Source organism: Rahnella sp. NRRL B-41462 (assembly GCF_003263525.1).
Lineage (GTDB): Bacteria > Pseudomonadota > Gammaproteobacteria > Enterobacterales > Enterobacteriaceae > Rahnella > Rahnella aceris.
In genome coordinates this window covers 1-16,594 of sequence record NZ_JYDF01000057.1, presented here as the reverse complement: position 1 = coordinate 16,594, position 16,594 = coordinate 1, and the positions used below count along the sequence as shown (strand labels likewise).

The 16,594-nt window shown below is 48.5% G+C and carries 24 protein-coding genes and 1 pseudogene; 19 read left to right on the top strand and 6 right to left on the bottom strand.

Annotated elements, in window-relative coordinates:
- Position 1 precedes the first annotated feature (1 nt).
- From rplR to UC14_RS14700, 14 genes and pseudogenes are all read left to right on the top strand, one after another.
- Positions 2 to 355 (top strand): 50S ribosomal protein L18, encoded by a 354-nt coding sequence (gene rplR, locus UC14_RS14765; protein ID WP_013573699.1) that lies wholly within the window; start codon positions 2 to 4, stop codon positions 353 to 355.
- A gap of 14 nt (positions 356 to 369) precedes the next feature.
- Positions 370 to 870 (top strand): 30S ribosomal protein S5, encoded by a 501-nt coding sequence (rpsE, locus tag UC14_RS14760; protein WP_013573700.1) that lies wholly within the window; start codon positions 370 to 372, stop codon positions 868 to 870.
- Positions 871 to 876: 6 nt separating this feature from the next.
- Entirely contained in the window at positions 877 to 1,056 is a 180-nt protein-coding gene (rpmD, locus tag UC14_RS14755) for a 50S ribosomal protein L30 (RefSeq protein ID WP_013573701.1), read from the top strand.
- Between the two features lie 3 nt (positions 1,057 to 1,059).
- A pseudogene (gene rplO / locus UC14_RS14750) lies at positions 1,060 to 1,493 on the top strand (50S ribosomal protein L15).
- 7 nt (positions 1,494 to 1,500) lie between these two features.
- A complete protein-coding gene (gene secY / locus UC14_RS14745; RefSeq protein ID WP_013573703.1) occupies positions 1,501 to 2,832 on the top strand; it encodes a preprotein translocase subunit SecY in 1,332 nt (443 codons plus the stop codon).
- 33 nt (positions 2,833 to 2,865) lie between these two features.
- Positions 2,866 to 2,982 carry a 50S ribosomal protein L36 gene (gene rpmJ / locus UC14_RS14740; protein ID WP_002227352.1) on the top strand — a complete coding sequence of 39 codons (117 nt, stop codon included), beginning with the start codon at positions 2,866 to 2,868 and terminating at the stop codon, positions 2,980 to 2,982.
- Between the two features lie 148 nt (positions 2,983 to 3,130).
- The gene (gene rpsM / locus UC14_RS14735; protein WP_013573704.1) at positions 3,131 to 3,487 is read left to right on the top strand and encodes a 30S ribosomal protein S13; all 357 of its coding nucleotides are present in this window, start codon (positions 3,131 to 3,133) and stop codon (positions 3,485 to 3,487) included.
- Between the two features lie 17 nt (positions 3,488 to 3,504).
- Positions 3,505 to 3,894 carry a 30S ribosomal protein S11 gene (gene rpsK, locus UC14_RS14730; protein WP_004929731.1) on the top strand — a complete coding sequence of 130 codons (390 nt, stop codon included), beginning with the start codon at positions 3,505 to 3,507 and terminating at the stop codon, positions 3,892 to 3,894.
- A 30-nt stretch (positions 3,895 to 3,924) separates the two neighbouring features.
- On the top strand, positions 3,925 to 4,545 hold the full coding sequence (gene rpsD, locus UC14_RS14725; RefSeq protein WP_013573705.1) for a 30S ribosomal protein S4: 621 nt from the start codon (positions 3,925 to 3,927) through the stop codon (positions 4,543 to 4,545).
- A gap of 25 nt (positions 4,546 to 4,570) precedes the next feature.
- A complete protein-coding gene (rpoA, locus tag UC14_RS14720; protein ID WP_002919219.1) occupies positions 4,571 to 5,560 on the top strand; it encodes a DNA-directed RNA polymerase subunit alpha in 990 nt (329 codons plus the stop codon).
- 40 nt (positions 5,561 to 5,600) lie between these two features.
- Positions 5,601 to 5,990: a 50S ribosomal protein L17 gene (rplQ, locus tag UC14_RS14715; protein WP_013573706.1), complete on the top strand. Its 390-nt coding sequence runs from the start codon at positions 5,601 to 5,603 to the stop codon at positions 5,988 to 5,990.
- 172 nt (positions 5,991 to 6,162) lie between these two features.
- Positions 6,163 to 6,531 (top strand): DUF1992 domain-containing protein, encoded by a 369-nt coding sequence (locus UC14_RS14710; protein ID WP_013573707.1) that lies wholly within the window; start codon positions 6,163 to 6,165, stop codon positions 6,529 to 6,531.
- Between the two features lie 2 nt (positions 6,532 to 6,533).
- Positions 6,534 to 6,950 (top strand): Zn(2+)-responsive transcriptional regulator, encoded by a 417-nt coding sequence (gene zntR, locus UC14_RS14705; protein WP_013573708.1) that lies wholly within the window; start codon positions 6,534 to 6,536, stop codon positions 6,948 to 6,950.
- Between the two features lie 96 nt (positions 6,951 to 7,046).
- On the top strand, positions 7,047 to 7,247 hold the full coding sequence (locus tag UC14_RS14700) for an alternative ribosome-rescue factor A (RefSeq protein ID WP_037035586.1): 201 nt from the start codon (positions 7,047 to 7,049) through the stop codon (positions 7,245 to 7,247).
- Between the two features lie 15 nt (positions 7,248 to 7,262).
- Here UC14_RS14700 and mscL read toward each other — a convergent pair whose 3' ends face one another.
- The 5 genes from mscL to def form a co-directional block, all read right to left on the bottom strand.
- On the bottom strand, positions 7,263 to 7,679 hold the full coding sequence (gene mscL, locus UC14_RS14695; protein WP_013573710.1) for a large-conductance mechanosensitive channel protein MscL: 417 nt from the start codon (positions 7,677 to 7,679) through the stop codon (positions 7,263 to 7,265).
- Positions 7,680 to 7,803: 124 nt separating this feature from the next.
- On the bottom strand, positions 7,804 to 9,180 hold the full coding sequence (trkA, locus tag UC14_RS14690) for a Trk system potassium transporter TrkA (protein ID WP_013573711.1): 1,377 nt from the start codon (positions 9,178 to 9,180) through the stop codon (positions 7,804 to 7,806).
- A 60-nt stretch (positions 9,181 to 9,240) separates the two neighbouring features.
- Positions 9,241 to 10,530 (bottom strand): 16S rRNA (cytosine(967)-C(5))-methyltransferase RsmB, encoded by a 1,290-nt coding sequence (gene rsmB, locus UC14_RS14685; protein ID WP_112152591.1) that lies wholly within the window; start codon positions 10,528 to 10,530, stop codon positions 9,241 to 9,243.
- A 75-nt stretch (positions 10,531 to 10,605) separates the two neighbouring features.
- Positions 10,606 to 11,565 carry a methionyl-tRNA formyltransferase gene (gene fmt / locus UC14_RS14680; protein WP_173362077.1) on the bottom strand — a complete coding sequence of 320 codons (960 nt, stop codon included), beginning with the start codon at positions 11,563 to 11,565 and terminating at the stop codon, positions 10,606 to 10,608.
- 1 nt (position 11,566) lies between these two features.
- Positions 11,567 to 12,079, bottom strand: a complete 513-nt coding sequence (gene def / locus UC14_RS14675) for a peptide deformylase (protein ID WP_013573714.1) — start codon at positions 12,077 to 12,079, stop codon at positions 11,567 to 11,569.
- 128 nt (positions 12,080 to 12,207) lie between these two features.
- Here def and dprA point away from each other — a divergent pair, with 128 nt between their 5' ends.
- Genes dprA through aroE form a run of 5 tightly spaced genes read left to right on the top strand, consistent with a single transcriptional unit; the run spans position 12,208 to position 15,800 of the window.
- The gene (dprA, locus tag UC14_RS14670) at positions 12,208 to 13,377 is read left to right on the top strand and encodes a DNA-protecting protein DprA (protein WP_013573715.1); all 1,170 of its coding nucleotides are present in this window, start codon (positions 12,208 to 12,210) and stop codon (positions 13,375 to 13,377) included.
- Entirely contained in the window at positions 13,349 to 13,822 is a 474-nt protein-coding gene (locus UC14_RS14665) for a DUF494 family protein (protein WP_013573716.1), read from the top strand. The genes dprA and UC14_RS14665 overlap by 29 nt, the downstream gene beginning before the upstream one ends.
- A gap of 24 nt (positions 13,823 to 13,846) precedes the next feature.
- The gene (locus UC14_RS14660) at positions 13,847 to 14,407 is read left to right on the top strand and encodes a type I DNA topoisomerase (RefSeq protein ID WP_013573717.1); all 561 of its coding nucleotides are present in this window, start codon (positions 13,847 to 13,849) and stop codon (positions 14,405 to 14,407) included.
- Complete coding sequence (gene tsaC / locus UC14_RS14655; protein WP_013573718.1) at positions 14,400 to 14,969, top strand: L-threonylcarbamoyladenylate synthase type 1 TsaC; 570 nt, start codon at positions 14,400 to 14,402, stop codon at positions 14,967 to 14,969. The genes UC14_RS14660 and tsaC overlap by 8 nt, the downstream gene beginning before the upstream one ends.
- Positions 14,970 to 14,972: 3 nt before the next feature.
- Positions 14,973 to 15,800 (top strand): shikimate dehydrogenase, encoded by an 828-nt coding sequence (gene aroE / locus UC14_RS14650; protein ID WP_013573719.1) that lies wholly within the window; start codon positions 14,973 to 14,975, stop codon positions 15,798 to 15,800.
- A gap of 51 nt (positions 15,801 to 15,851) precedes the next feature.
- Here the strand turns inward: aroE and UC14_RS14645 are convergent, their stop codons facing one another.
- Complete coding sequence (locus tag UC14_RS14645) at positions 15,852 to 16,394, bottom strand: gamma carbonic anhydrase family protein (protein ID WP_112197969.1); 543 nt, start codon at positions 16,392 to 16,394, stop codon at positions 15,852 to 15,854.
- Positions 16,395 to 16,594: the final 200 nt, after the last annotated feature.

Genomic DNA, 16,594 nt, shown 5'->3' with positions numbered 1-16,594 from the left:
TATGGATAAGAAATCTGCTCGTATCCGTCGTGCGACCCGCGCACGCCGCAAGCTCAAAGAATTGGGTGCGACTCGTCTGGTGGTACATCGTACCCCGCGTCATATTTACGCACAGGTTATCGCACCAAACGGTTCTGAAGTAATAGTTGCTGCATCTACTGTAGAAAAAACTATCACTGAGCAACTGAAGTATACCGGCAACAAAGATGCTGCCACTGCTGTAGGTAAAGCTATCGCAGAACGCGCATTGGAAAAAGGGATTACGAAAGTATCCTTTGACCGTTCCGGTTTCCAATATCATGGTCGAGTCCAGGCACTGGCAGATGCTGCCCGTGAAGCTGGCCTTCAGTTCTAAGGAAGAGGTTTAAGATGGCTCACATCGAAAAACAAGCTGGCGAACTGCAGGAAAAGCTGATCGCGGTAAACCGCGTATCTAAAACCGTAAAAGGTGGCCGTATCTTCAGCTTTACCGCACTGACAGTCGTTGGTGATGGTAACGGTCGCGTTGGTTTTGGCTACGGCAAAGCACGCGAAGTTCCGGCAGCGATCCAGAAAGCGATGGAAAAAGCCCGTCGCAACATGATGAATGTCGCGCTGAATAGCGGCACCCTGCAGCATCCTGTTAAAGGTGCTCATACGGGTTCCCGTGTGTTCATGCAGCCGGCTTCCGAAGGTACCGGTATTATCGCCGGTGGTGCAATGCGCGCCGTCCTGGAAGTTGCAGGGGTTCATAACGTATTGGCTAAAGCTTATGGTTCCACCAACCCGATCAACGTGGTTCGTGCAACTATCGATGCTTTGGCAAATATGAAATCCCCACAAATGGTCGCTGCCAAGCGTGGTAAATCCGTTGAAGAAATTCTGGGGTAATTAACCATGGCAAAGACTATTAAAGTTACACAAACTCGCAGTTCCATTGGCCGTCTGCCGAAGCATAAAGCTACTCTGCTGGGCCTGGGTCTGCGTCGTATTGGTCACACCGTTGAGCGCGAGGATACTCCTGCTGTACGCGGTATGATCAACCTGGTTTCCTACATGGTTAAGGTTGAGGAGTAAGAGATGCGTTTAAATACTCTGTCTCCGGCTGATGGTGCCAAACAAGCGCCAAGGCGTGTAGGTCGTGGTATTGGTTCTGGCCTGGGTAAAACCGGCGGTCGTGGTCACAAAGGTCAGAACTCACGTTCTGGTGGTGGCGTACGTCGTGGTTTTGAAGGTGGTCAGATGCCTTTATATCGTCGTTTGCCGAAATTCGGCTTCACCTCCCGCAAAGCTATGATCACGGCAGAAGTTCGTCTGTCTGAACTGGCTCTGGTGGAAGGCGACGTGATCGACCTGAACGCGCTGAAAGCCGCTAACGTGGTTGGTATCCAGATCGAGTCGCGAAAGTAATCCTTTCTGGCGAAGTCGGTCGTGCGGTAACTCTGCGTGGTTTGCGTGTCACCAAAGGCGCTCGTGTTGCTATCGAAGCTGCTGGCGGTAAAATTGAGGAATAAGTAGCAGATGGCTAAGCAACCGGGATTAGATTTTCAAAGTGCCAAGGGTGGACTAGGCGAACTGAAGCGCAGACTTTTGTTTGTTATCGGTGCGCTGATTGTTTTCCGTATCGGCTCTTTTATTCCGATCCCTGGTATTGATGCCACTGTACTTGCCAAATTGCTCGAGCAGCAAAGAGGTACCATCATTGAAATGTTTAATATGTTCTCTGGTGGTGCCCTTAGCCGTGCTTCAATCTTTGCTCTGGGGATCATGCCGTATATTTCGGCATCGATCATTATCCAGCTGTTAACGGTGGTTCATCCAGCGTTAGCTGAAATAAAGAAAGAAGGGGAGGCTGGCCGTCGTAAGATTAGCCAGTACACCCGTTACGGTACGCTGGTATTGGCAGTGTTTCAGTCAATCGGTATTGCTACCGGTCTGCCGAACATGCCTGGTATGCAGGGTCTGGTGTTAAATCCAGGCTTTGCGTTCTACTTTACTGCAGTTGTGAGCTTAGTGACCGGGACAATGTTCCTGATGTGGCTGGGGGAGCAGATTACTGAACGAGGTATCGGTAACGGTATTTCCATCATAATCTTTGCAGGTATCGTAGCGGGTCTCCCGCCGGCGATTGCCCATACTATCGAACAAGCTCGGCAAGGCGACCTGCACTTCCTCCTGTTGCTGTTGGTTGCAGTTTTAGTGTTTGCAGTGACTTTCTTTGTGGTGTTTGTTGAACGTGGTCAACGTCGTATCGTCGTTAACTATGCTAAGCGCCAACAAGGTCGTCGTGTCTATGCAGCACAGAGCACGCACTTACCGTTGAAAGTGAATATGGCCGGGGTTATCCCAGCGATCTTCGCTTCCAGCATTATTCTGTTCCCAGCCACGATTGCATCATGGTTTGGGGGTGGGACTGGTTGGAACTGGCTGACTACGATTTCGCTGTATTTGCAGCCTGGACAACCGCTTTATGTGTTACTCTATGCGACTGCAATCATCTTCTTCTGTTTCTTTTATACTGCGTTGGTTTTCAACCCGCGTGAGACAGCAGATAACCTGAAGAAGTCCGGTGCATTTGTACCAGGAATTCGTCCGGGAGAGCAAACGGCGAAGTACATCGATAAAGTAATGACTCGCTTAACCTTAATTGGTGCGATGTATATTACTTTCATCTGCCTTATCCCGGAGTTCATGCGTGACGCGATGAAAGTTCCATTCTACTTTGGTGGTACTTCTCTACTGATCGTAGTCGTCGTTATCATGGACTTTATGGCTCAAGTGCAAACTCTGATGATGTCAAGTCAGTATGAGTCTGCATTGAAGAAAGCAAACCTGAAAGGCTATAACCGCTAATCTGGTGAGTTTGCGAAGTTACGGAGAGTAAAAATGAAAGTTCGTGCTTCCGTCAAGAAATTATGTCGTAACTGCAAAATTGTTAAGCGTAACGGTGTCGTTCGCGTAATCTGCAGTGCAGAACCGAAGCATAAACAGCGTCAAGGCTGATTATCTCGCATATTTTTCTTGCAAAGTTGGGTTGAGCTGGCTAGATTAGCCAGCCAATCTTTTGTATGTAAGCAGCAATACTATTTGAGTATCCTGAAAACGGGCTTTTCAGAATGGTGTTGCCGTATATAAATAGTAGGAGTGCATAGTGGCCCGTATAGCAGGCATTAACATTCCTGATCAGAAACATACTGTAATCGCATTAACTTCGATCTACGGTATCGGCAAAACCCGCTCACAGTCTATCTGTGCTGCATCCGGTATTGCTGAAAATGTTAAGATCAGTGAGCTGTCTGAAGAGCAAATCGAAAAACTGCGTGACGAAGTTGCCAAGTTCATTGTTGAAGGTGATCTGCGTCGTGAAGTCACCCTGAGCATCAAGCGTCTTATGGACCTTGGAACTTATCGTGGTTTGCGTCATCGTCGTGGTCTTCCAGTGCGCGGTCAGCGTACCAAGACTAACGCACGTACCCGTAAGGGTCCGCGTAAACCGATCAAGAAATAATCGGGGTGATTGAATAAATGGCAAAGGCACCTGTTCGTACACGTAAACGTGTAAGAAAACAAGTCTCTGACGGCGTGGCTCATATCCATGCTTCTTTCAACAACACCATTGTTACCATTACCGATCGTCAGGGTAATGCTTTGGGTTGGGCAACAGCTGGTGGTTCCGGTTTCCGTGGTTCTCGTAAATCCACTCCGTTCGCAGCTCAGGTTGCAGCAGAGCGCTGCGCTGACGCAGTGAAAGAATACGGTATCAAGAATCTGGAAGTTATGGTTAAAGGACCTGGTCCTGGTCGTGAGTCTACTATCCGCGCATTAAACGCGGCTGGTTTCCGCATCACTAATATTACTGATGTGACTCCTATCCCTCATAACGGTTGTCGTCCGCCGAAAAAGCGTCGCGTATAACGCTGCTTTTAGGTTTGTTGGAGAGAGAAAATGGCAAGATATTTGGGTCCTAAGCTCAAGCTTAGCCGTCGTGAGGGCACAGATTTATTCCTTAAATCTGGCGTTCGCGCGATCGATACCAAGTGTAAAATCGAACAAGCTCCTGGTCAGCATGGTGCGCGTAAGCCGCGTCTGTCTGACTACGGTGTACAGTTACGTGAAAAGCAAAAAGTTCGCCGTACTTACGGTGTTCTGGAGCGTCAGTTCCGTAACTATTATAAAGAAGCAGCACGCCTGAAAGGCAACACTGGTGAAAACCTGTTGCAACTGCTTGAAGGTCGTTTGGACAACGTCATTTATCGTATGGGCTTCGGCGCTACTCGTGCGGAATCCCGCCAGTTAGTTAGCCACAAAGCTATTATGGTAAACGGTCGCGTTGTTAACATCGCTTCTTATCAGGTATCTCCGAATGACGTTGTCAGCATCCGTGAGAAAGCTAAAAAGCAATCTCGCGTGAAGGCCGCTTTGGAGTTGGCTGAACAGCGTGAAAAGCCGACTTGGCTTGAAGTTGATGCTGCTAAGATGGAAGGTGTGTTCAAGCGTATGCCTGAACGTACTGATCTGTCTTCCGACATTAACGAACACCTGATCGTCGAGCTTTACTCCAAGTAAAGCTTAGTACCAAAGAGAGGACACAATGCAGGGTTCTGTGACAGAGTTTCTAAAACCGCGCCTGGTAGATATCGAGCAAGTCAGTTCGACGCACGCCAAGGTGACCCTTGAGCCTTTAGAACGTGGCTTTGGCCATACTTTAGGCAACGCACTGCGCCGTATTCTGCTTTCATCCATGCCGGGTTGCGCGGTGACCGAGGTTGAGATTGATGGTGTACTGCATGAGTACAGCACCAAAGAAGGCGTACAGGAAGATATCCTGGAGATCCTGCTCAACCTGAAAGGGCTGGCGGTGAGAGTTCAAGGGAAAGATGAAGTTATTCTTACCCTGAATAAGTCTGGCATTGGCCCTGTGACTGCAGCCGACATTACCCATGATGGTGATGTCGAAATCGTCAAGCCGCAACATGTCATCTGCCACCTGACCGATGAGAACGCTGCAATTAGCATGCGTATCAAAGTTCAGCGCGGTCGTGGTTATGTGCCGGCGTCTGCCCGAATTCATTCGGAAGAAGATGAGCGCCCAATTGGTCGTCTGTTAGTAGACGCATGCTACAGCCCTGTAGAGCGAATTGCCTACAATGTTGAAGCAGCGCGTGTAGAACAGCGTACTGATTTGGACAAGCTGGTTATCGAAATGGAAACCAACGGTACGATCGATCCTGAAGAGGCGATTCGTCGTGCGGCAACCATTCTTGCTGAACAACTTGAAGCTTTCGTTGATTTACGTGATGTACGTCAACCGGAAGTCAAAGAAGAGAAGCCGGAATTCGATCCAATCCTGCTGCGCCCTGTTGACGATCTGGAATTGACTGTCCGCTCTGCTAACTGCCTTAAAGCAGAAGCAATCCACTACATCGGTGATCTGGTACAGCGTACCGAGGTTGAGTTACTTAAAACACCTAACCTGGGTAAAAAATCTCTTACTGAGATCAAAGACGTACTTGCGTCCCGTGGTTTGTCTCTGGGCATGCGCCTGGAAAACTGGCCACCAGCAAGTATTGCTGACGAGTAACCGGATCACAGGTTAAGGTTTTACTGAGAAGGATAAGGTCATGCGCCATCGTAAGAGTGGTCGTCAACTGAACCGTAACAGCAGCCACCGACAGGCTATGTTCCGTAACATGGCCGGCTCTTTGGTTCGTCATGAGATCATCAAGACGACCCTGCCGAAAGCGAAAGAGCTGCGTCGCGTTGTTGAGCCGCTGATTACTCTTGCCAAGACCGACAATGTTGCAAATCGTCGTCTGGCATTCGCCCGTACTCGTGATAACGAGATCGTGGCAAAACTGTTTAATGAACTGGGTCCGCGTTTCGCGAGCCGTGCTGGTGGTTACACTCGTATTCTTAAGTGTGGCTTCCGTGCAGGCGACAATGCGCCGATGGCATACATCGAGCTCGTTGATCGTGCAGAGTCAAAAGCAGAAGTAGCAACTGCTGAATAATCTGTAGATGCATGAAAAAACCGGGCTTTTGCCCGGTTTTTTTACATCTAAAATTCACGTTTCTAAACCTTTTCTTCCCAGTTTTCACCATGCTAAATTCCACTCTCTTTTCCAGCGCGTCGCTTCCAGCTATGATCTAAGATGGCTCGTTCAATGTGACAAAGGCGAAATCATGTTTCTAATTGATCAGTGGGTTGAAAAGCACATCAAAGATGCTCAGGAAAAGGGTGAATTTGATAACCTTCCTGGAAATGGGCGTCCCGTTATCATTGATGACGAGAGCGCAGTTCCGGAGGAGCTCAGAACGTCCTATCGTATCTTGAAAAATGCAGGCTATTTGCCGCCTGAGTTGCAGGATCGAAAAGAGGCGATCGATTTGGATCATCTACTGAACATATTAGACAGTGATGATCCAAAGTTTCTTCCCGCAGAAAAGCGTCTGAAGGTTTTACAAATGCGTTTACAGCAGGCAGGTATGAACACTGACTTTCTTCGGGGGCATTACAAAAATGCACTGAAGGATAAATTGAGAGGGAAATAGACATGTATAAAATTGGTGAACTTGCCAGGCTGGCCAGCGTGTCCACAGATACTATTCGTTACTATGAAAAGCAGGGAATGATGGGAACGGGCACACGTAATACATCAGGTTATCGGCAATATGATGAAAGCGATGTGCAGCGCTTACGCTTCATCCGCTATGCCAAATCTACAGGTTTTACGCTTGATGCAATCAAGGAGTTACTTTCTATTCGAATCGATCCTTTGCATCATACTTGTCAGGAGTCAAAGTCTATTGTGGATGAACGACTCGCAGAGGTTGAGCTTAAATTAAAGGAGCTTAATCAGATGCGTGAATCCCTGCAAAGATTGAGTGCCGCTTGTTGTGGCTCCTCACATACGAGCGTAAGTTGCTCTATTTTAGAAGCATTAGAGGATGGAGCGGGTAAAGTAGCTTGAATGTTCTGGTCGTATAATAGCCACTTTCATAGTCAGGATTATAGCAGTATGATGTGTGCGCATTTTGTTCACTACTATTAATCATATCGAGGTTTTATGAGCCATTATAAGCATCAAAAAGGCATCATTCAGAATAACGCGTTACAAGCGCTTCTTCATGATCCACTGTTCAAACAGCGTGTTGAGAAAAATCAAAAAGGGAAAGGGAGCTACCGTCGCAAAGAGAAAAATGGGAAGGGGAGTTATCTGGAGGGCAGTGTTGAGTGTTCGTTTGAGTATTCAACACTGCCCTTCTAATCAGTCTAAGCAGAATTACAGTTTCGGTGCCTGCTGCTCTTTCAGCAAATCACGAATTTCCGCTAACAGAGTTTCTTCCGCTGTTGGTTTAGGTGGTGCAGCGGGCTTATCTTCCTGCTTACGACGCATTTTATTCATCAAGGTAATTGCGCAGAATATGGCCAGTGCAACAATGATGAAATCAAACACGTTCTGAATGAATACCCCGTAATGCATGACTACTGCGGGTGCTGCTCCCTGGGCCTCCCTGAGGACAAAAGCAAACTGCTTAAAATCAACTCCGCCAATCAGCAAGCCTAGCGGTGGCATAATAATATCAGCGACAAATGACGATACTATTTTGCCAAAAGCGGCGCCGATGATAACACCGACTGCCAGGTCGACCACGTTGCCGCGCATGGCAAACTCACGAAACTCTTTCATAAAACTCATAAATACTCCTTGGCAAATTCATCAAATATGTCAAACCAAGTAAAGACCATTTGCAGGGTCTTCGCTACAAAACTTCTCATCTGAAACTCAATTAACGCTAAATTCGATTAACAAAAGGTGCAATTTATAAGAAGAATGGGCTTGGCTGGAACAGCCGTTCAACATCCCTGACAAACTTCTTATCGGTAATAAACATCACAACATGGTCACCCTGTTGGATCCTGCTGGTGCCGTTGGCAATAATAACCTCATTACCGCGCACAATAGCCCCAATCGTTGTACCGGGTGGCAGTTTGATTTGTTCCACGGTACGACCCACAACTTTTGATGTTGTCTCATCGCCATGTGCAATTGCTTCAATGGCTTCCGCGACACCGCGTCTCAGCGATGAAACACTGACGATGTCTGCTTTTCTGACGTGTCCAAGCAACGCTGAAATCGTTGCCTGCTGAGGCGAAATTGCAATATCGATGACGCTGCCCTGCACCAAATCGACATATGCACTGCGCTGGATGAGAACCATCGCCTTTTTCGCGCCCATCCTCTTGGCCAGCATTGCGGACATGATGTTCGCTTCATCATCATTGGTAATAGCGATGAATACATCCACTTGTTCAATATGCTCTTCAGCCAGCAATTCCTGATCCGAGGCATCACCGTAGAAGACAATCGTATCTTGCAATATCTCTGCAAGCTCTGCGGCTCGCTGCTGATCCCGCTCGATGAGTTTTACGCTGTAATTCTTCTCTAGCCGTTGTGCAAGCCCCGCCCCGACATTGCCGCCACCTACGATCATGATTCGTTTATAAGGCTTTTCGAGCCTCTGAAGCTCGCTCATGACTGCACGGATATGCTGAGAAGCAGCCACAAAGAATACTTCATCACCGGCTTCGATAATGGTTGAACCCTGGGGGCGAATAGGACGATCCTGGCGGAAAATGGCTGCAACCCGCGTTTCAATGTGCGGCATGTGTTCACGCATTGAAGAGAGTGCATTACCGACTAAAGGCCCACCGTAATAGGCTTTTACCGCCGCAATACTGACTTTGCCTTCTGCGAAATTCACCACCTGTAGTGCACCCGGATACTCAATGAGTTTGTAGATATAATCCGTGACCAGTTGCTCCGGAGAAATCAGGTGGTCGATAGGCACGGCTTCCGGATGGAAAAGTTTTTCAGATTCACGGATATATTCAGTTGAACGGATACGGGCAATGCGGTTTGGTGTGTTAAACAGTGAATAGGCAATCTGGCAGGCGACCATATTAGTTTCATCGGAATTCGTCACAGCCACCAGCATATCTGCATCTTCGGCGCCGGCTTCGCGAAGTACACGAGGGTGAGAACCGTGCCCCTGGACTACACGCAGGTCAAACTTATCCTGAAGCTGACGCAGCCGGATGGTATTCGTGTCGACAACCGTGATGTCGTTGTTTTCACCTACCAGGTTTTCGGCAAGTGTTCCGCCAACTTGCCCGGCCCCGAGAATGATTATTTTCATATGACTCTCTGCTTTGCCTCGAAGGTATTAGCCTGAGTAAACAGCACTAATACGAGATATTCAGCTTTTAACAAGTTTAGCGTAATAGAATCCATCGCCATCTTCAGGATGTGGAAGATTCTGTCGGCCCGGTTTTTCCATCGTTCCGGTTTCAACCAGCGTAGCATCCTGATGTGATTCGAGGAATGAGGCTATTTGCTGGCAGTTTTCATCCGGCAAAATCGAACAGGTGGCGTACACCATGATCCCTTTACTTTTTAGCCGTGGCCAGATGGCATCAAGAATTTCTTTTTGGAGGCTGGCGAGTTCGGCAATATCACTGTCTCTGCGCAGCCATTTGATGTCAGGATGCCGGCGGATAACGCCCGTCGCTGAACAGGGGGCATCGAGAAGAATGCGGTCGAAAATGCGATCACCTGCCCACATCTGCGGCTCGCGCCCATCGCCTTGCTTCACTTCCGCGCTGAGTTTCAAACGCTGAAGGTTTTCATGAACACGTTTCAAACGTTGCTCATCCACATCAACAGCGAGAACATGCGCTTTAGGTGCAGCTTCCAGAATATGGGTAGTTTTCCCGCCCGGCGCGCAACATAAGTCGAGGATCAATTCGCCATTCTGTGGATCCAGCAGATCAACACTGCCTTGTGCCGAAGCATCCTGAACGGTGACCCAGCCTTCTGTGAATCCCGGAAGAAGGTTTACCTGACATGGCGTGTTCAGCCGTAATGCATCGCGGTATTCCGGATGCGGAACTGCTTCGATGTGTACTTCGTTTAACAGGTGTAGGTACTCGTCGCGTGTGTGATGCTGCCTGTTGACGCGCAGCCACATCGGCGGCCTTTGATTATTGGCATCAACGATACTTTCCCAGTCAGTGGGGTAAGCTTTTTTCAGGCGGTTAAGAAGCCAGCTCGGGTGGAGATGGCGGCTGTCATTGTTGGCCATGCGTTGAAGCAATTCTTCCTGCTGCCGCTGAAACTGACGCAACACGCCGTTGATCAGACCTTTTAACTGAGGGCGTTTTAGCGCAACGGCACCGTCAACAGTTTCAGCCAGTACGGCGTGTGCCGGAATCCGGGTATGGATCAGCTGATACAGACCCACCATCAGTAAGTAATGCAATGTTCTTTGCTTACCAGTGAGAGGTTTTGCCATCAGTTGCTGCAAGCACCATTCCAACTGTGGGAGGACGCGAAGCGTACCAAAGCACAGCTCCTGAAGGAGTCCGCGATCTTTTTCTGAGACGTTTTTCTGCAGACCAGGAAGAACAGTGGACAGGGATAATCCTTTGTCCAAAACCTGGCTGATGGCTTGAGCGGCAATGCTACGGAGATTATAGGCTGTTTTCATAGTCAAAAAAGCTGACCGGAGCCAGCATTATCAAAGAGATAAGGCCCGACGAAATATCGGGCGTAGTCGTTATGGTCAGGCTAAACGCGTGCCTTCGATAAACCATTCGCGACGAGAGTTCAGCAAGTCCTGTGCGGACATTGCTTTTTTACCTGAGGGTTGTAACTGGGTGATGTTCAGGATGCCATCGGATGTTGCAATCTGAATACCCTTTTTGTCGGCAGCAACAATAGTCCCGGGTGCAGCGCTGCTTTTTCCTGACAGACATTCAGCCTGCCAGACTTTCACAGGCTGATCATCAATCATAAAGAAGCTGACGGGCCATGGGTTAAATGCACGAATACAGCGTTCAAGTTGTTCGGCCGATAGATTCCAGTCTAAGCGGGCTTCTTCCTTGCTGAGTTTCTCAGCGTAGGTTACGTGCTCTTCGCTTTGAACTTCAGGTTTTGCTGAGCCGTTCGCCAACTGCTGTAATGTTTCAAGCATACCCTGTGGGCCCAGCTCAGCCAGCTTGTTGTAAAGCGATGCGCTGGTATCCTCGGGGAGAATGTCACATTCTACTTTGTGCAGCATATCGCCGGTATCAAGGCCGACATCCATCTGCATGATGGTGATACCTGTTTTTGTATCACCTGCCCAAAGAGATCGCTGAATCGGTGCTGCGCCACGCCAGCGTGGCAATAATGAGCCATGCACATTGATGCAGCCCAATTTCGGCATATCAAGCACGGCTTTTGGCAGGATCAAACCATAAGCAACGACTACCATAATGTCCGCCTCAAGCGCGGAAACCAGAGACTGATTCTCTTCCGGGCGCAAGGATTTAGGCTGGAAAACCGGGATGTCGTGGGTTTGAGCCAGAACTTTAACCGGACTTGCGGTAAGTTTATTACCGCGGCCAGCAGGGCGATCGGGCTGAGTGAAAACACCGACAACCTGATGTTCTGATGATAAAAGCGCGTCAAGATGACGCGCTGCAAAGTCCGGAGTACCGGCAAATATGATTCGCAAAGCAGTGTCCTGTGTTACACGAATATTAGTCAGCCCGTGCGTTCAGCTTGGCCATTTTTTCCATTTTCTGGCGAATACGCTGACGTTTCAACGGAGACAAGTAATCCACGAATAATTTACCTACCAGATGATCCATTTCATGCTGGATACAAATTGCCAGCAGATCATCGGCTTCGAGCTCGAAGGTTTTACCGTCACGGTCAAGCGCGCGGATTTTTACTTTTTCAGCACGCGGCACCAGCGCCCGTTGATCAGGGATCGACAGACAGCCTTCTTCAATCCCGGTTTCGCCGCTCTTTTCCAGCAATTCAGGGTTGATGAGAACCAGACGCTCGTCGCGGTTTTCAGAGACATCAATCACGATGATACGCTGATGAATATCGACCTGAGTTGCAGCAAGGCCAATGCCTTCCTCTGCATACATGGTTTCAAACATATCATCCACGATCTGCTGGATTTCAGCGTTAACTTCTTTGACCGGTTTTGCCGTTATGCGAAGCCGCTCGTCTGGGAAATGTAATATCTGTAATACGGACATATTTTTCTGGATCTTTATTCAATTGATTGAAGATATATAGACTCTATTCTAGACATTTCCTGCCCAGATTGACAGCATCCTCTGCCAATTGTATCAGTCGCTGAAAGGCCTTGAGAAGGGAATGGATAATGACATTACAGGAAGCATGGATACGTTTGTCGGTGGTAAAACGCCTCGATCCTCATCACGCTATGGGGATCATTCAGACCTTATTTTGCCGGGGCATTTATTCGTCCTCAGAATTAGCAAACAGTGGGCTTCTTCCCGAACAAATAGCCGATTTTCAGCATATTAATCAGCGCTGGTTAGTTGAATCATTGAAATGGCTGGAAGGAGAGAATTGTCATCTTATTACTTTTGGTAGCGAGTTTTATTCCCCGCTGTTAGCACAAATATCCTCCCCGCCTCTGATTTTGTTCGCAGAAGGAGCCGCTGAATTACTGCTATCCCCGCAAATAGCGATGGTGGGAAGCCGCGATTACTCACATTATGGCGAACAATATGCACAGGTATTTGCAGGGGGCCTGGTCAGCAGTGGTTTTACCGTGACAAGCGGTCTGGCAATGGGAATTGATGGAATCAGCCATAAGGCAACACTAGAAGCTCAGGGTAAGACGATTGCTGTGTTGGGAAGCGGACTGATGAAGCGCTATCCACCCTGTCATCTGAAGCTCGCAGATCGCATCCTCGAGCAGGGAGGAGCTCTGGTTTCAGAACATCTGGTGACTGCGCCGCCTTTAGCAGCCCACTTTCCCCGCCGTAACCGGGTTATCAGCGGGTTGAGTGCGGGTGTACTTGTTATCGAAGCCACGCTGCGCAGCGGCTCATTGATTACTGCACGCTATGCACTGGAGCAAGGAAGGGAAGTGTTCGCGTTGCCAGGCCCGCTGGGAAGTGCAACCTGCGAAGGAACACACTGGCTTATTCAGCAGGGCGCTTATCTGGTGACTGAGCCCAATGATATCGCCGAACATATAGGAAGCGGGCTGACCTGGTTTCCAAATATCAAAGCGTCAGAATCCTTGAAAATGCCTCCGGATGGTCACTCTGATGCGTCAGAGGTGAATATTTGTGCGCCAGATAGCGAAGTTGAATTGCCATTTGCTGATGTGTTGGCTAACGTAGAATATGAGGTGACATCTGTTGACGTCGTCGCCGAACGTGCCGGCCAACCTGTGCCAGAAGTTGTAGGTAAACTACTCGAACTGGAGTTAGCAGGATGGATCGCAGCTGTACCCGGCGGCTATGTCCGAATTAAGAGGGCAAGCCATGTTCGACGTACTAATGTACTTATTTGAAACTTACATTCACAACGAAGCGGAGATGAATGTTGACGAGGATAGGTTAACGGATGACTTGGCCGAGGCTGGTTTTCACCGGGCTGATATTCACAATGCGCTGAATTGGCTTGAAAAACTTGCGGATATGCAAGAGGGTGGAACCCCATCTTATATGCTGGATTCTGATCCTTCAGCATTACGTGTGTATACCGATGAGGAAACGAGTCGGTTAGATAGCAGTTGTCGTGGTTTTTTGCTGTTTCTGGAACAAATCAAAGTATTGAATTTCGATACCAGAGAGATGGTTATCGATCGTGTTATGGCTCTGGACACTGAAGAATTCGATCTTGAAGATCTGAAGTGGGTCGTGCTGATGGTTCTGTTTAATATTCCCGGATATGAAAGAGCGTATCAGCAAATGGAAGAGCTATTATTTGAAGTTAATGAAGGTTATCTGCACTAAGAGATAACAGGTAAAACGTAACATATGACAAAAGCAGCACTTTTTGCTGATAAGCAAAATGGATCCTGTCCAGCATGCGGGGCCGATTTGGTGATCCGTAGTGGTCGTCACGGCCCCTTTCTCAGTTGTTCATCCTACCCGCAATGTCAGTATGTTCGTCCCCTGAAATCACAGGCGGATGGGCATATTGTGAAAATCCTGGAAGGACAGGCATGCCCTGAATGTGACTCCACTTTGGTGCTGCGGCAGGGGCGTTACGGCATGTTCATTGGTTGCAGTCAGTATCCTGAATGCGATCATATTGAAGCTATCGATAAGCCAGAAGAAACTACTCTGGGCTGCCCGCAATGTGGAAAGGGTCATCTGTTACAGCGCAAATCACGTTTTGGCAAAGTATTCCACGCCTGTGATCGTTACCCGGAATGTCAGTTTGCCATCAATAATAAGCCAGTTGCAGGAGAATGTGTTCATTGCCATTACCCATTGTTGATGGAAAAGAAAACGGCTCAGGGGATTAAGTTATTCTGTGCCAGTAAATTGTGCGGCAAAGCCGTAGAAATAAAAGATAACGAACAAGATGAATAAAGAGACAGAAAAATCATTCAGTGCAGTGCTTGAGGCGCTTCACGGACAACATGTTATTGCTTATCCAACGGAAGCGGTTTTCGGGTTGGGGTGTGACCCAGATAGCGAACAAGCCGTCGAGGCATTGCTGGCGCTGAAAAAACGTCCAAAAGATAAAGGACTCATTCTGATTGCTGACAATTATCAGCAGCTCCTTCCTTATATTGATGACTCATCTTTAACGGAGCAACAGCTTGCGCATGTCGTTTCATTCTGGCCAGGCCCCGTTACCTGGGTTATGCCTGCAAAACCCTCGACACCTGATTGGCTTACCGGCCGTTTCACTTCGCTGGCGGTGCGTGTCACAGACCATCCTCTGGTAAAAGAACTCTGCCAAAAATTTGGAAAACCACTGGTTTCAACCAGTGCGAACCTGAACGGGCAACCTCCTTGCCGTTTGTCTGAAGAAGTCAGGCTTCAGTTTGGGAAAGATTTTCCCGTGCTGGATGGCGATGTAGGAGGAAGAGATAATCCATCTGAAATTCGGGATGCCCTCACTGGCAACCTTATTCGTCAAGGTTAACAAATGAAAGTCACGCCATCTTTTGCGGTATTTGGAAATCCGATCGGCCATAGCAAATCCCCTCGCATTCATGCGCTTTTCGCCCGTCAGACGGGGATCGATCACACATATGGCACGGTTCTGGCCCCGCAAGAAGCGTTTGAAGAGACGTTGCGTTCCTTTTTTGAAAACGGAGCGCTGGGGGCAAATATTACGGTACCTTTCAAAGAGCGCGCTTTTGCTGAGTCAGATGAGCTGACCGAGCGGGCTGCCATGTCGGGTGCTGTGAATACGCTTAAAAAGTTCGAAGATGGGCGATTGCTTGGGGATAACACCGACGGCATCGGCATGTTGAATGATCTTGAACGGCTGGCGCTTTTAAAGCGAGGGGACCGGGTTCTTCTGATTGGCGCCGGTGGCGCTGCGCGTGGGGTGATACTTCCTTTACTGTACTACGGCTGCCCGGTTGTTGTTACTAACCGGACGTTTGAACGCGCACAGCACCTGAGCCATATTTTCGAAAAGAAAGGGGATATCCGGGCTATTGCTTTGGCCGATCTGGCTGATGAATCTTTCGATCTGATCATTAATGCTACTGCATCGGGTATTAAAGGTCAGATCCCAGAGATCCCCGAAAGTGTGCTGACGACGCAGACCCGCGTCTACGACATGTTTTATCAGTCGGGTTTAACGCCTTTTATCACCTGGGCGAAAAATAATGGGGTAACTCATTATGCAGACGGGCTGGGGATGCTGGTGGGGCAGGCAGCGCACGCTTTTTATCTGTGGCATGGGGTGATGCCCCAAATAGAACCAGTGCTTGAGGAGCTAAAGAAAGACTTGCTGGGGTGATTGTGAAATGCCTGAACAATCAGATTTATTACTGTTCAGGCAGTACGCTTCTTATTGCTCCTGTGAAAGATAGAGATCTTTCCATGTCACATAATTATTAGAAGAGTATGTCAGTCCTGCGAGTTCATCAGAAGTCAGTTCTCGTATCTGCTTAACAGGACTTCCTAAATAGAGGTAGCCACTTTCGAGTGTTTTCCCAGGTGGAACCAGACTGCCTGCGCCAATCATGACATCGTCTTCGACGATAGCCCCATCCAGCAGTATTGATCCCATTCCGACCAAAACTCTGTTTCCGATCGTGCAACCATGCAGCATCACCTTATGCCCGACAGTGACGTCTTCCCCAATAATAAGAGGGTGCCCCTCGGGATTATGTCGTGACTGATGAGTCACATGGAGCACGCTTCCATCCTGCACATTAGTCCGACAGCCGATAACCACATTATTCACATCACCACGTATCACAACCAGTGGCCAGATACTGACGTCATCAGCCAGATCCACATCGCCAATCACCACGCTTGAGGGATCCACCATCACTCTTTCACCCAATGTTGGTGTTAATCCCTGATAAGAACGTAAAGTCTGAGACATCTGAAGTACCCCGTAAGTGAGTATTAATCTTGGCAATATAGTTCGGGTCGGGGGAAATACCAATTGAGGGGCGATAAGATCGGCGTTAAAAGCAGCAGATCGGGTGAGATCTCTGCGAAGGGGTCGAAAAATACGCAGTCGATCCTTTTATTGGAAAAAAGGCTTGTGCAAAAAATTCGGATCCCTATAATGCCGCTCCA

Excerpts from the sequence above, each read along its gene's own strand:
- mscL (WP_013573710.1), bottom strand. The coding sequence starts at position 7,679 with ATGAGTTTTATGAAAGAGTTTCGTGAGTTTGCCATGCGCGGCAACGTG.
- rplQ (WP_013573706.1), top strand. The coding sequence starts at position 5,601 with ATGCGCCATCGTAAGAGTGGTCGTCAACTGAACCGTAACAGCAGCCAC.
- def (WP_013573714.1), bottom strand. The coding sequence starts at position 12,079 with ATGTCCGTATTACAGATATTACATTTCCCAGACGAGCGGCTTCGCATA.
- rpmD (WP_013573701.1), top strand. The coding sequence starts at position 877 with ATGGCAAAGACTATTAAAGTTACACAAACTCGCAGTTCCATTGGCCGT.
- dprA (WP_013573715.1), top strand. The coding sequence starts at position 12,208 with ATGACATTACAGGAAGCATGGATACGTTTGTCGGTGGTAAAACGCCTC.
- zntR (WP_013573708.1), top strand. The coding sequence starts at position 6,534 with ATGTATAAAATTGGTGAACTTGCCAGGCTGGCCAGCGTGTCCACAGAT.
- UC14_RS14665 (WP_013573716.1), top strand. The coding sequence starts at position 13,349 with ATGTTCGACGTACTAATGTACTTATTTGAAACTTACATTCACAACGAA.
- UC14_RS14710 (WP_013573707.1), top strand. The coding sequence starts at position 6,163 with ATGTTTCTAATTGATCAGTGGGTTGAAAAGCACATCAAAGATGCTCAG.
- secY (WP_013573703.1), top strand. The coding sequence starts at position 1,501 with ATGGCTAAGCAACCGGGATTAGATTTTCAAAGTGCCAAGGGTGGACTA.
- rpsK (WP_004929731.1), top strand. The coding sequence starts at position 3,505 with ATGGCAAAGGCACCTGTTCGTACACGTAAACGTGTAAGAAAACAAGTC.
- UC14_RS14660 (WP_013573717.1), top strand. The coding sequence starts at position 13,847 with ATGACAAAAGCAGCACTTTTTGCTGATAAGCAAAATGGATCCTGTCCA.
- rpoA (WP_002919219.1), top strand. The coding sequence starts at position 4,571 with ATGCAGGGTTCTGTGACAGAGTTTCTAAAACCGCGCCTGGTAGATATC.
- trkA (WP_013573711.1), bottom strand. The coding sequence starts at position 9,180 with ATGAAAATAATCATTCTCGGGGCCGGGCAAGTTGGCGGAACACTTGCC.
- tsaC (WP_013573718.1), top strand. The coding sequence starts at position 14,400 with ATGAATAAAGAGACAGAAAAATCATTCAGTGCAGTGCTTGAGGCGCTT.
- rpsD (WP_013573705.1), top strand. The coding sequence starts at position 3,925 with ATGGCAAGATATTTGGGTCCTAAGCTCAAGCTTAGCCGTCGTGAGGGC.
- aroE (WP_013573719.1), top strand. The coding sequence starts at position 14,973 with ATGAAAGTCACGCCATCTTTTGCGGTATTTGGAAATCCGATCGGCCAT.
- UC14_RS14645 (WP_112197969.1), bottom strand. The coding sequence starts at position 16,394 with ATGTCTCAGACTTTACGTTCTTATCAGGGATTAACACCAACATTGGGT.
- rpmJ (WP_002227352.1), top strand. The coding sequence starts at position 2,866 with ATGAAAGTTCGTGCTTCCGTCAAGAAATTATGTCGTAACTGCAAAATT.
- rpsE (WP_013573700.1), top strand. The coding sequence starts at position 370 with ATGGCTCACATCGAAAAACAAGCTGGCGAACTGCAGGAAAAGCTGATC.
- UC14_RS14700 (WP_037035586.1), top strand. The coding sequence starts at position 7,047 with ATGAGCCATTATAAGCATCAAAAAGGCATCATTCAGAATAACGCGTTA.
- rplR (WP_013573699.1), top strand. The coding sequence starts at position 2 with ATGGATAAGAAATCTGCTCGTATCCGTCGTGCGACCCGCGCACGCCGC.
- rsmB (WP_112152591.1), bottom strand. The coding sequence starts at position 10,530 with ATGAAAACAGCCTATAATCTCCGTAGCATTGCCGCTCAAGCCATCAGC.